This is a genomic window from Streptomyces sp. NBC_01431 (assembly GCF_036231355.1).
Taxonomy (GTDB): Bacteria; Actinomycetota; Actinomycetes; order Streptomycetales; family Streptomycetaceae; genus Streptomyces.
Genome location: NZ_CP109496.1, coordinates 2,616,546 through 2,629,707, shown reverse-complemented (window position 1 = coordinate 2,629,707; position 13,162 = coordinate 2,616,546). Strand labels below are relative to the sequence as shown.

The 13,162-nt window shown below is 71.4% G+C and carries 6 protein-coding genes; 2 read left to right on the top strand and 4 right to left on the bottom strand.

Annotation, left to right across the window (positions count from 1 at the left end; genetic code table 11):
* The first annotated feature begins 6 nt into the window (after positions 1–6).
* Together OG522_RS11920 and OG522_RS11915 are read left to right on the top strand one after the other, a co-directional pair.
* The gene (locus OG522_RS11920; RefSeq protein ID WP_329462938.1) at positions 7–2,016 is read left to right on the top strand and encodes an endo-beta-N-acetylglucosaminidase; all 2,010 of its coding nucleotides are present in this window, start codon (positions 7–9) and stop codon (positions 2,014–2,016) included.
* A gap of 32 nt (positions 2,017–2,048) precedes the next feature.
* Positions 2,049–5,057, top strand: coding sequence for an alpha-mannosidase (locus OG522_RS11915; protein ID WP_329462937.1), 3,009 nt, complete (start codon positions 2,049–2,051; stop codon positions 5,055–5,057).
* A 115-nt stretch (positions 5,058–5,172) separates the two neighbouring features.
* Here OG522_RS11915 and glgB read toward each other — a convergent pair whose 3' ends face one another.
* The 4 genes from glgB to OG522_RS11895 form a co-directional block, all read right to left on the bottom strand.
* Positions 5,173–7,488, bottom strand: coding sequence for a 1,4-alpha-glucan branching enzyme (glgB, locus tag OG522_RS11910; RefSeq protein WP_329462936.1), 2,316 nt, complete (start codon positions 7,486–7,488; stop codon positions 5,173–5,175).
* A 39-nt stretch (positions 7,489–7,527) separates the two neighbouring features.
* The gene (locus OG522_RS11905) at positions 7,528–8,898 is read right to left on the bottom strand and encodes a maltokinase N-terminal cap-like domain-containing protein (protein WP_329462935.1); all 1,371 of its coding nucleotides are present in this window, start codon (positions 8,896–8,898) and stop codon (positions 7,528–7,530) included.
* 145 nt (positions 8,899–9,043) lie between these two features.
* Positions 9,044–10,750, bottom strand: coding sequence for a maltose alpha-D-glucosyltransferase (treS, locus tag OG522_RS11900; RefSeq protein WP_329462934.1), 1,707 nt, complete (start codon positions 10,748–10,750; stop codon positions 9,044–9,046).
* Positions 10,747–12,843: a maltotransferase domain-containing protein gene (locus tag OG522_RS11895; protein ID WP_443074687.1), complete on the bottom strand. Its 2,097-nt coding sequence runs from the start codon at positions 12,841–12,843 to the stop codon at positions 10,747–10,749. Before OG522_RS11895 ends, treS begins: the two co-directional genes overlap by 4 nt.
* Positions 12,844–13,162 lie beyond the last annotated feature (319 nt).

Genomic DNA, 13,162 nt, shown 5'->3' with positions numbered 1-13,162 from the left:
CACCCCGTGAAGCCCACCAGACGCACCGTCCTGCTCGCCGCCGGAGTCGGCGCCACGGCCGCCGCGCTCCCCTCAACTCCCGCCATGGCCAAGGGGAATGGCGCCCAGGCGCGCCGGCCGTACGCCTCCTACTGGTATCCGGACTCGTTGCCCGAGGGCAGCCCGGGAGCGGGTGTCACCTGGCGCAGCCTCAAGTCCTGGCACTCGGCGACCGACGCCGATCTGGCGTTCAACGCCTCCTCGGTGCCGCTGGCGCCGCGCTTCACGCCCACCGCGGCGAACCCGACCGCCCGCGGCGACCAGGCCCGCATCCAGGCCCTCGTCTCCTTCGGCCCCACCGCCGCCAACCCCGCACAGGGCGCCGCCACCGCCGACTACTACGCGCTGACGCACTGGGCCTACATCGACGAACTGGTCTTCTGGGGCGGCTCCTCGGGCGAGGGCCTCATCCTCGCGCCGAACGCGCCGGTCGTGGACGCCGCCCACCGCCACGGCGTGCCCGTGCTCGGCAACGTCTTCCTGCCGCCCGTCGCTTACGGGGGACAGCTCCAGTGGACCCGCGACCTCGTCCAGAAGGACGCCGTGGGCCGCTATCCGCTGGCCGCCCAGCTGGTCGCGGTAGCCGCCGCGTACGGCTTCGACGGCTGGTTCGTCAACGCCGAGACCGACGGCGGCAACACCGCCCTCGCCACGGACATGCGCGGCTTCCTCAAGGAGCTGACCTCGCTCGGCGCGGCCAGGGGGCAGCGCGTCACCTGGTACGACTCGATGACCGCGAACGGTTCGGTGAGCTGGCAGGGCGCGCTCACCAGCCAGAACCAGACGTTCTTCCAGGCCGCCGACGACATGTTCCTCGACTTCCGCTGGACGGCGAACACCCTCGCGTCCTCCGGGCACAAGGCGCAGCAACTGGGCCGTTGCCGCTATGAGTTGCGGGCGGGCGTGGACGTGGAGTCCAACGGCTGGGACACCCCGGTGGACTGGGACGCCATCATCCCGAACCACCGGGCGCACATCGTCTCGTACGGCTTCTACCGGCCCGAGTGGACGCTGGGCCACCTTCCCGCGAACCGTACCCCCGGCGACTTCCACGCCGCTGACGACCGTTTCTGGACCGGCCCCTCCCTCGACCCCTCGCGGCCCGACACCGACGCCTCCTGGCGCGCCCCGGCCGTCGCCGTCGCCGACCGCTCGACGATCACCGCACTGCCCTTCGCGACGACGTTCAACACCGGGCACGGACTGCGCTGGTACGACCGCGGCACGGTGACCTCCGCCGCACCCTGGAACCACCTCGGCCTCCAGGACCGGCTGCCCTCCCGCCGCTGGGTCACCCGCACCACGGGCCGCCGTCCGTCCGTCACCTTCGACTTCGCGGACGCCTGGCGCGGCGGCAGCAGCGTCCTGGTCGACGGCGCGCCGGGAGCGCCCGTCACCCTCGACCTGTACGCGACGCGCCTCGCCCTCACCAGCCGAACGGTGGTCGAGCTCACCCACCGCGCCGACCGGGGCGAGATAGCCGTCGAGCTGGCCGTGGCCACGGGCGAGCCCGCGACTCCGGGCGCACCCCACCCGTACACCTACCTACCCGCCGGGACCCTCGGCGCGGGCACCGGCTGGGGGACGACGACGCTGAGCCTGGCAGGGCTGACCGGGACGGCGCGGGCCCTGGGCGTACGCCTCACCGCGACCGGCCCGCTCACCTACCGCCTGGGCGCCCTGGCCGTGCATGACCGCCGTCAAGTGCCGTCCGCCCCAACCCGGTTGAAGGTGACCGCGGGCCCCGACGGCCTGCGCTTCGGCTGGCGGGCCGCCCCCGGACCGGTACGCCACTACGAGCTGCACCGGATCCTGCCCGACGGCAGCCGGCGCTTCCTCGGCGGAACCTGCCAGCAGGCGTACTACGTACCCGGACTGGCGCCCGAACAGGGCGAGCGGCGAGCACACTTCGAGGTGCGTGCCCTGGGCGAGCTGTACACCGCGTCCGGCGCGGCCCCGGCCGTCCACCCCTGGTAACCACCTCACCGACTCCGAAAGGGACACCCCTCATGCATGACGACCGCGGCCTGGTCGAAGCCCGCCTCAAGCGCGTTCTGGACGAGCGCGTCCGTCCAGCGGTGTACCCCGAGTCGGTGCCGCTGGAGGTCGCCGTATGGCACGCGCCGGGGGAACCGGTGCCGGTGGCCGACGGGCTGGCCGGCGAGCCGCGGCCGATCGTGGTCGGCGACATGTGGGGCGCGCCCTGGGGGACCAGCTGGTTCCGGGTCACCGGGACCGTGCCCGAGGAGTGGGCGGGGAAGTCGGTGGAGGCGATCCTCGACCTCGGCTTCGACGAGAACATGCCGGGCTTCCAGTGCGAGGGCCTGGTCTACCGACCCGACGGCACCCCGGTGAAGGGCCTCAACCCGCGCAACCAGTGGGTGCGCGTCGGGGCCCCCGTCGACGGTGGCGAAGAGGTGCGCCTGCATGTCGAGGCCGCCTCCAACCCGGTGATCCTGGACTACCACCCCTTCCTGCCCACCCAGTTGGGCGACCGGGAGACCGCCGGGAGCGAGCCGCAGTACAAGCTGGCCCGGATGGACCTCGCGGTCTTCGACGAGACCGTGTGGCGCCTGGTCATCGACCTGGAGGTGCTCGGCGAGCTGATGCGGGAGCTGCCCGTCGAATCGGGCCGGCGCTGGGACATCCTGCGCGCCGTGGACCGGGCCCTCGACGCGATCGACCTCCAGGACGTCAACGGCACTGCGGCGGCGGCCCGTTCGGAGCTGGAGGGCGTTCTGTCATCGCCCGCCGAGCCCTCCGCCCACCGCATCAGCGCGGTCGGTCACGCCCACATCGACTCGGCGTGGCTGTGGCCGCTGCGCGAGACCGTACGCAAGGTGGCGCGCACCACGTCCAACATGACGGCGCTCCTGGACGACGAGCCGGAGTTCGTCTTCGCCATGTCGCAGGCCCAGCAGTGGGCGTGGATCAAGGAGCACCGCCCCGAGGTGTGGGCGAAGGTCGTCAAGGCGGTCGCCGACGGCCGCTTCGTACCGGCCGGCGGCATGTGGGTGGAGGCCGACACCAACATGCCGGGCTCCGAGGCGATGGCCCGGCAGTTCGTGCACGGCAAGCGTTTCTTCCTGGACGAGTTCGGGGTCGAGAACGAAGAGGCGTGGCTGCCGGACACCTTCGGGTTCGCGGCCGGATTGCCGCAGATCATCAAGGCGGCGGGCTCCAAGTGGCTCCTGACCCAGAAGATCTCCTGGTCCCAGACCAACAAGTTCCCGCACCACACGTTCCAGTGGGAGGGCATCGACGGCACCCGGATCTTCACCCACTTCCCGCCCGTCGACACCTACAACTGCGCCATGAAGGGCAGCGAGATCGCCCACGCGGCACGGAACTTCAAGGACAAGGGCGTCGCCCGGCACTCGCTCGCGCCGACCGGCTGGGGCGACGGGGGCGGCGGCACCACCCGCGAGATGATCGCCAAGGCGGCCCGGCTGCGGAACCTGGAGGGCAGCGCGCGGGTCGTGTGGGAGAGGCCCGCGGAGTTCTTCGAGAAGGCCGAGGCGGAGTACCCGAACCCGGCGGTGTGGGTCGGCGAGCTGTACCTGGAACTGCACCGGGCCACCCTCACCAGCCAGGCCAAGACGAAGCAGGGCAACCGGCGCAGCGAACACCTGCTGCGCGAGGCCGAACTGTGGTCGGCGACGGCGGCGGTGCGCGACGCCGAATTCGCCTATCCCCACGCCGAGTTGGACCGGATCTGGAAAACCGTCCTCCTCCACCAGTTCCACGACATCCTGCCGGGGTCGTCCATCGCCTGGGTGCACCGCGAGGCCGAGAAGACGTACGCGGCTGTCGCCGCCGAGCTGACCGGCATCATCGAGTCCGCCCAGCGCGCGCTGGCGGGCGAGGGCGGCCGGCGCCTCGTCTTCAACGCGGCGCCGCACGCGCGCCATCAAGTGGCGGCGGGAGCGGCCGCGGTGGTGGCGCCGGCCGCAAACGTCGATCGCTCCGCCGCCCCGGACGGGGGCTTCGTCCTCGACAACGGACGGCTGCGCGTGGTGATCGACGGGCGGGGCCTGGTGGTCTCGGCGTACGACCTGGAGGCGGACCGGGAGTCGATCGCGCCGGAGAGCCCCGCGAACCTGCTCCAGATCCACCCCGACTTCCCGAACATGTGGGACGCGTGGGACGTCGACGCGTTCTACCGCAACTCGGTGACGGACCTGATCGAAGCCGATGAGGTGACGGCGGGGGAGGGCGCGTCGGTGCGGGTGGTCAGGACCTTCGGGGCATCGAGGGTCACCCAGCTCCTTTCCCTCGCCCCCGGCTCGGGCCGCCTGGACATCGAAACCGAGGTCGACTGGCACGAGACGGAGAAGTTCCTGAAGCTGGCCTTCCCGCTGGACGTGCACGCCGAGCGGTACGCGTCCGAGACCCAGTTCGGCCACTTCCACCGGGCCACCCACACCAACACCAGCTGGGAGGCCGCCAAGTTCGAGGCGTGCAACCACCGGTTCGTGCACCTGGAGGAGCCGGGCTGGGGGGTGGCGCTGGTCACCGACTCGACGTACGGCCATGACGTCACGCGCACGGTACGTTCCCGCGACGCGGGTACGACGACGACCCTGCGGGTCTCGCTCCTGCGCGCCCCGCGCTTCCCCGACCCGGAGACCGACCAGGGCCTGCACCGGTTCCGGCACGCGCTGGTGCCGGGCGCGACGATCGGCGACGCGGTACGGGAGGGCTACCGGGTGAACCTGCCCGAACGCACGGTGACCGGCGCCGGGCCGGTCGCACCGCTGGTCGCGGTCGACAACGACGCGGTGGTCGTCACGGCGGTGAAGCTGGCGGACGACGGGAGCGGGGACGTGGTGGTGCGGTTCCACGAGGCGCTGGGCGGGCGGGCCTCGGCCGTCGTCGCTCCCGGGTTCCCCGCGGTGTCCGTCACCCCGACCGACCTGCTTGAGCGGCCGCTCGGGGAGGGCGAGGCGGTGACCGGCGGAGTCCGGGTGACGCTCCGGCCCTTCGAACTGCGCACGCTGAGGTTCAGGCGGGCCTGACCCTTCCCCACCCCGCCCTTTCCCGAACTGGGGGCCTTGCCTCCGGGCCCCCAGTCCGCAAACGCCGGACGGCTGGAAGATGTTGCTGAGCCCCCGCGGGAGGGGGCTCACACGGTCAGACCGGGCGGAGCCACACCGTCGCCAGCGGGGGCAGGGTCAGGTGGATGGAGGTCCGGCGGCCGTGGGCCGGGACCGGTTCGGGCTTGAGGGGGTCGGGGTTGAGGACGTCGCCGCCGCCGTAGCGCGCCGCGTCCGTGTTCAGGAGTTCCTGCCACACGGGCACTCCCGCCGGCACCCCGAGCCGGTACTCCGCCCGGACCACCGGCGAGAAGTTCGAGACCGACAGGAGCGGCGAGCCCGCCGCGTCGTGGCGCAGGAACGCGAACACGTTGTCCTCGGCCGCGTCACCGTCCACCCAGGAGAATCCCGAGGGGTCGGTGTCGCGTTCCCACAGGGCGGGCTGGGCCGCGTACACGGCGTTCAGGTCGCGCACGAGGTCGCGTACGCCCCGGTGGTCCGGCTCGGCGCCGTACGACGGGTCGAGCAGCCACCAGTCCGGCCCGTGCCCCTCCGACCACTCCGCGCCCTGCGCGAACTCCTGCCCCATGAACAGGAGTTGCTTGCCGGGGTGGGCCCACATGAAGCCCAGATAGGCGCGGTGGGTGGCACGCTGCTGCCACCAGTCGCCGGGCATCTTCGACACCAGTGCCCGCTTGCCGTGGACGACCTCGTCGTGCGAGATCGGCAGCACGTAGTTCTCGCTGTAGGCGTACACCATCGAGAACGTCATCTCGCTGTGGTGGTACTTGCGGTGCACCGGCTCGTGCTGGACGTAGCCCAGCGAGTCGTGCATCCAGCCCATGTTCCACTTCAGGCCGAAGCCCAGACCGCCGAAGCCGCCCGGCCCCACGTGGTGGGTGGCCCGGGTCACGCCGTCCCACGCGGTGGACTCCTCCGCGATGGTCACGACGCCGGGGCAGCGCCGGTAGACCGTCGCGTTCATCTCCTGGAGGAAGGCGACGGCGTCCAGGTTCTCCCGGCCGCCGTGCTCGTTCGGGCTCCACTCGCCGTCCTCGCGCGAGTAGTCCAGGTACAGCATGGAGGCCACCGCGTCGACCCGGAGCCCGTCGACGTGGAACTCCTCGCACCAGTACGTGGCGTTCGCCACCAGGAAGTTGCGGACCTCCTTGCGGCCGTAGTCGAATTCGAGGGTGCCCCAGTCGGGGTGCTCGGCCCGCGCCGGGTCCTCGTGCTCGTAGAGCTTGCGCCCGTCGAACTCCGCGAGAGCCCAGTCGTCCTTCGGGAAGTGCGCCGGCACCCAGTCCACGATCACCCCGATCCCCGCCCGGTGCAGCGCGTCGACCAGGAAGCGGAAGTCGTCGGGCGTGCCCATCCGGGACGTCGGGGCGTAGAAACCGGTGACCTGGTAGCCCCAGGAGCCGCCGAAGGGGTGCTCGGCCACGGGTAGGAACTCGACGTGCGTGAAGCCCAAGTCCTTGACGTAGGACGGGAGTTGATCCGCCAGTTGACGGTACGTCAGACGGGGGCGCCAGGAGGCCAGGTGGACCTCGTACACCGAGAACGGCGACTCGTGCACCGGGCGGGTGCCGCGCCGCGCCATCCACTCCTCGTCCCGCCACACATGGTCCGATTCGGTGACGACGGAGGCGTTGGCCGGCGGCACCTCGGTGTGCTGCGCCATCGGGTCGGACCGCAGGGTGTGGCTGCCGTCGGGGCGCATGATGTCGAACTTGTACAGCGCGCCCGCGCCGATCTGGGGCAGGAACAGTTCCCACACCCCCGTGGAGCCCAGCGAGCGCATGGGGTAGGCGGCGCCGTCCCAGTAGCAGAAGTCGCCCGTGACCCGTACCCCTTGGGCGTTGGGCGCCCACACCGTGAAGCGGGTCCCGGTGACGCCCTGGTGGGCCATCGGGCGGGCGCCGAGCGCCGTCCACAGCTCCTCGTGCCGGCCCTCGCCGATCAGATGCAGGTCGAGGTCACCGAGCGAGGGCAGGAAGCGGTACGGGTCCTGCACCTCGATCTCGCTGTCGGCGTAGGTCACGAGCAGGGTGTAGTCGGGGATCGTCCGCAGCGGGAGCAGCCCGGAGAACAGCCCGTCGCCGTCGTCGTGCAACTCCGCCCGCAGTCCCTTGGCGAGCACGGTCACGGCCTCGGCGTACGGGCGCAGTACCCGGAACGCCACCCCGCCCCGCACCGGGTGCACCCCCAGCAGGGCGTGCGGATCGTGGTGCCCGCCCGCGAGCAGGCGGCCCCGGTCCTCGTTGGTCAGGGCGGGCGCGGGCCGTACGCCGCGACTCGCGGACCGGCGCGGGGCGGGCGGAGCGGCGGCTGCCTTCTTCGTCGCGGGCGCCGCCCGCACGGCGCGGGGAGCGGCTGGGTCGGACGGGTTGCGGGCGGGGCGGGGGGTCACGGGGTCGGCCTCCTCAAGTGGCTTCTGGGGCAAGGGGGTTCAGGACTTGGCGAGGCGGTGGATCGCCGCCATCGGCACGGGCAGCCAGTCGGGGCGGTGGCGGGCCTCGTAGAGCACCTCGTACACCGCCTTGTCGGTCTCGTAGGCGCGCAGCAGCTCGGGCGACTCGCGCGGGTCCCAGCCCGAGCGCGACGCGTAGCCCGCGCAGTACGCGGCCCGGCACTCCTCGGCCCACCGCGCGTTCGCCGGGCCGGCCGAGCGGGACGCGTAGTCGAAGGAGCGCAGCATGCCCGCCACGTCGCGGACCGGGGGCTGCGGGCGGCGGCGTTCGGCGAGCGGGCGGGCCGGCTCGCCCTCGAAGTCGATCACCGACCAGGGGCCTTCGGCGGGTCGCAGGGCCTGGCCCAGATGGAGATCGCCGTGGACGCGCTGGGCGGTGCCCGCCGAGTCCAGCGCGGACACCGCCTCGAACGCGGCCCGCAGCCCCGGCACGTACGGCACGAGCGCGGGCACCGCGCGGGCGGTGGCGTCCAGGCGCTCGGTCATCGCGGCGGCGAGCAGCGCGGTCTGCGGGCGGCCGAGGGTGACCCGGGGGAAGGCTTCGGCCAGCGACAGGTGCACTTCGGCGGTGGCCCGCCCGAGTTCGTACGCCTCCCCGGTGAACGCGCGCCCCTGGGCGAGCGAGGCGAGCGCGAGGGTCCAGCCGTCGTCGGCGCCGCGCAGGAACGGCTGGAGCACGCCGAGCGTCGCCTCCTCGGGCTCACAGGTGCGGAACCAGGCGGCCGGGGCGGGCACCCGGGCGCAGCCCCGGCGGGCCAGGGCCCAGGGCAGTTCCAGGTCCGGATTGACGCCCGGCTGCACCCGGCGGAAGACCTTCAGGATGAACGTATCTCCGTACACCAGCGAGGAGTTGGACTGCTCCACCCCGAGCAGGCGCGGGGTGAGTCCGGGCGGGACGTCGACGTCCGGGGCGCCTTCGAAGCGCAGCGGCCCCACCGTGCCCGGGGAGCGCAGCCGTTCCAGGAGCAGCCCGGCGGAACGGGGATCCTGGAGGGCGTCGTACACCGTGCCCCCGGCCAGCGGGCCGGTGGTCGCCCGGCCGATCAGCGCGGGCGCGAGGCGCGGCGGGAGCTGGTCGCTCACCCCGATCAGAAGCTGGTAGCAGTCGGCGGGCGTCGGCGCGGCGACTTCGCCGGGAGCTCGGAGCACCGGCTGTTCGGTACGGACGAGCAGGTGCAGCACGCCCGGCAGCAGCTCGGTCGCGGTGACCAGGTCGAAGTCGGTGACCGGTCGGCCCTTCCCCGCGAACCAGCGCTGCCGGGGCAGCCATTCGTGCAGCAGCGGGGCGAGTGAGGTCAGCAGCCGGGCAGGTTCGAGGCGGGTGGTACGGGGCGGTGCGGCCTTCGGCATGGCGGCGCATCCTTTCCCCGGGCACACAATCGATTTGCGCAGAGTGTCCCGGATTGCAACAGAAGCTGTCCGGCGGCGCGCGGGGTACGGGGTTCAGAGTGCCCCGGGCGGAGCGGTGGAAACCGCCCCGCCCCGAGGCGCGGGGTCAGGTGGCGGCGGCGTCCTTGCGCAACCGGAACCAGTAGAAGCCGTGTCCGGCCAGGGTCAGCAGATACGGCCATTCGCCGATCGCCGGGAAGCGCACTCCGCCGATCAGCTCGACCGGATGGCGGCCGTTGAACGCCTGGAGGTCCAGCTCGGTGGGCTGGGGGAAGCGCGAGAAGTTGTGCACGCACAGCACCAGGTCGTCGCCCGCCTCGCGCAGGAAGGCGAGGACGGCCGGGTTGGAGGAGGTCAGCTCGGTGTACGAGCCGAGTCCGAAGGCGGGGTTCTGCTTGCGGATCTCGATCATCCGGCGGGTCCAGTGCAGCAGCGAGGACGGCGAGGCCATGGCGGCCTCGACGTTCGTCACCTGGTAGCCGTAGACCGGATCCATGATCGTGGGCAGGTAGAGCCGTCCCGGGTCGCACGAGGAGAAGCCCGCGTTGCGGTCCGGGGTCCACTGCATCGGGGTGCGCACCGCGTCGCGGTCACCGAGCCAGATGTTGTCGCCCATCCCGATCTCGTCGCCGTAGTACAGGATCGGCGAGCCGGGCAGCGAGAGCAGCAGCGCGGTGAACAGCTCGATCTGGTTGCGGTCGTTGTCGAGCAGCGGGGCGAGCCTGCGCCGGATGCCGATGTTGGCCCGCATCCGGGGATCCTTGGCGTACTCGGCGTACATGTAGTCGCGCTCTTCGTCCGTGACCATTTCGAGGGTGAGCTCGTCGTGGTTGCGCAGGAAGATGCCCCACTGGGCGTTCTTCGGGATCGCCGGGGTCTTGGCGAGGATTTCCGAGACCGGGTAGCGCGATTCGCGCCGTACGGCCATGAAGATGCGCGGCATCACCGGGAAGTGGAACGCCATGTGGCACTCGTCGCCGCCCTTGGCGAAGTCGCCGAAGTAGTCCACGACGTCCTCGGGCCACTGGTTGGCCTCGGCGAGCAGCACCGTGTCCGGGTAGCTCGCGTCGATCTCGGCCCGTACCCGCTTGAGGAACTCGTGCGTCGCCGGAAGGTTTTCGCAGTTGGTTCCCTCCTCCTGGTACAGGTACGGCACGGCGTCCAGGCGGAAGCCGTCGATGCCGAGGTCGAGCCAGAAGCGCAGTGCGGAGACGATCTCCTCCTGCACGGCCGGGTTCTCGTAGTTGAGGTCGGGCTGGTGGGAGAAGAAGCGGTGCCAGTAGTACTGCTTGCGGACCGGGTCGAAGGTCCAGTTGGACGTCTCGGTGTCGACGAAGATGATCCGGGCGTCCTGGAACTGCTTGTCGTCGTCGGCCCAGACGTAGTAGTCCGCGTAGGGGCCGTCGGGGTCCTTGCGTGACTCCTGGAACCACGGGTGCTGGTCGCTGGTGTGGTTCATCACGAAGTCGATGATCACGCGCATGCCGCGCTGGTGGGCGGCGTCCACGAACTCCACGAAGTCGGCGAGGTCGCCGAACTCCGGCAGGACCGCGGTGTAGTCCGAGACGTCGTAACCACCGTCCCGCAGGGGGGACTTGAAGAACGGCGGCAGCCAGAGGCAGTCGACGCCCAGCCACTGGAGGTAGTCCAGCTTGGCGGTGATGCCCTTGAGATCCCCTACGCCGTCGCCGTTGCTGTCCTGGAAGGACCGCACGAGCACCTCGTAGAACACCGCTCGCTTGAACCACTCGGGATCGCGGTCCTTGGCGGGGGTGTCCTCGAAGGTGTCGTGGACGGGCTCGTTGACGATCATGGTGTGGGTGACCCTCCGATCGGCGGGGACGGTCGCAGGACCAGGATGTGCGCGGGCGCTCGGCCCGGCTCCAGACGCACGTAGTTGGCCCTGCCCCAGTGGTAGGTCTCGCCGGTGAGCTCGTCGCGCACCGGGAAGGCCTCGTGCCATGCGAGGCCGAGAGCCGGCATGTCCAACGAGACCGTGGCCTCCTGGGTGTGGTGGGGGTCGAGGTTGGCGACCACCACAACGGTGTTCGATCCGGAGCGTTTGCTGTACGCGATGACCGCGTCGTTGTCGGTGTCGTGGAAGTGGACCGACCGCAGCTGCCGCAGCGCCGGGTGGCGGCGCCTGATGCGGTTGAGCGCGGTGATCAGCGGGGCGATGGAGCGGCCCTCCCGCTCGGCGGCCTCCCAGTTACGGGGCCGCAACTGGTACTTCTCGGAGTCCAGGTACTCCTCGCTGCCGTCCTTGACCGGGGTGTTCTCGCACAGCTCGTACCCGGCGTAGAGGCCCCAGGAAGGCGAGAGGGTGGCGGCGAGCACGGCCCGGACCTCGAAGGCGGGACGGCCGCCCCGCTGGAGGTAGCCGGGCAGGATGTCCGGGGTGTTCACGAAGAAGTTGGGCCGCATGTAGGCGGCGGGCTCGCCCGCGAGCTCGGTGACGTACTCGGTGAGTTCCTGGCGGGTGTCGCGCCAGGTGAAGTAGGTGTACGACTGCTGGAAGCCGATCTTGCCGAGCGTGTGCATCATCGCGGGCCGGGTGAACGCCTCGGCCAGGAAGATCACGTCCGGGTCGGTCCCGTTGATCTGCGCGATGACCTTCTCCCAGAAGACCACCGGCTTGGTGTGCGGGTTGTCGACGCGGAAGATCCGTACGCCGTGCCCCATCCAGAACCGCAGGATCCGCACCGTCTCCTTGATGAGTCCGGGCATGTCCTGGTCGAAGGCGATCGGGTAGATGTCCTGGTACTTCTTGGGCGGGTTCTCGGCGTACGCGATCGTCCCGTCGGCCCGGTGGTGGAACCACTCGGGGTGCTTGTCGACCCAGGGGTGGTCGGGCGAGCACTGGAGGGCGAAGTCGAGGGCGACCTCCAGGCGCAGGTCACGGGCGGCGGCCACGAAGTCGTCGAAGTCGTCGAGGGTGCCGAGGCCGGGGTGGACCGCGTCGTGGCCGCCGTCCGGCGAGCCGATCGCCCAGGGCACTCCGACGTCCCAACGCCCGGCGGACAGGCTGTTGTTGGGGCCCTTGCGGTAGGTCGTGCCGATGGGGTGGACCGGCGGCAGGTAGACCACGTCGAAGCCCATCGCGGCGATCGCGGGCAGTCGCTCCGCGGCGGTGCGGAAGGTGCCGGAGACCGGCTTGCCGCGGCTCTTGACCACGGCGCCCTCCGAGCGCGGGAACAGCTCGTACCAGGACCCGAACAGGGCTCGTTCGCGCTCGACGAGCAGCGGCATCCGGGCCGAGGAGGTGACGAGCTCGCGCAGCGGATGGGCGGCGAGGGCCGCGTCCGCCTCCGGGGCGAGGGCGGCGGCGAGCCGGGCCGCGGGGGTGCGGCCCCCGTCGCGCAGGGCGTCCACCGCGGCCAGCACGGCCTCGCGCCCCTTGGCCTTGGGGACGCCGGCCGCGGCCCGCTCGTACAGCGCGGCGCCCTCCGCGAGGACCAGCTCGGTGTCCAGGCCGGCCGGGATCTTGATGCGGGCGTGCTGACGCCAGGTGGCGACCGGATCGCTCCAGGCCTCGACGCTGTACGTCCACAGCCCCTCGGTAGCCGCGCTCACCTCGGCTCCCCAGCGGTCGGTGCCGGGCGCGAGTTCGCGCATCGGGGTCCAGGGGCCGCTGCGGCCCCGGGGGTCGCGCAGCACGACATTGGCGGCCACCGCGTCGTGGCCCTCGCGGAAGACGGTGGCGGTGACCTGGAAGCTCTCCCCGGTCACCGCCTTCGCGGGCCTCTTGCCGCACTCGACGGCGGGGCGTACGTCCAGAACGGGGATGCGGCCGATTGACGGGTTCGGGTTCACGGGCTCACCTGTCGGCGATAGGTATGGTTTGCCGCGTTTGCGGGAATCTGTCCTTTTTAACTGCTCCATGGACTGCTGACCGGCTGCGGGCATGGCCGCTCCTGTCCGCGTTCACTCGAATGGGGTGCGGGGCGAGTGCGGGAATGCGTTACCGGAGGAGCCTTCCACGGTGTACGGGTGCGCATTCCGGCAGTTTGTTAACTACCTGCGCGTAACGGTTCAGACAAGGAAGAGGCCCTGGCTTTCGGCGCGGGCGGGGCGAATTTTGCCTACCCGTAAGTCATGTGACGCCGTATCAATGCAGTGGCGGGGGCCTCGGCGCCGGAACCGGAGGTACCGGATCCGCGGGGCGTGGTGGCTGGCGGGGGCGCGGCGGCACTACCTTCGGGTGTGAAGGAGGGGCGCACATCGC

Bases quoted from the DNA above. Each gene is read 5' to 3' on its own strand.
- OG522_RS11905 (WP_329462935.1), bottom strand. From the start codon at position 8,898: ATGCCGAAGGCCGCACCGCCCCGTACCACCCGCCTCGAACCTGCCCGG.
- OG522_RS11895 (WP_443074687.1), bottom strand. From the start codon at position 12,843: ATGCCCGCAGCCGGTCAGCAGTCCATGGAGCAGTTAAAAAGGACAGAT.
- OG522_RS11915 (WP_329462937.1), top strand. From the start codon at position 2,049: ATGCATGACGACCGCGGCCTGGTCGAAGCCCGCCTCAAGCGCGTTCTG.
- treS (WP_329462934.1), bottom strand. From the start codon at position 10,750: ATGATCGTCAACGAGCCCGTCCACGACACCTTCGAGGACACCCCCGCC.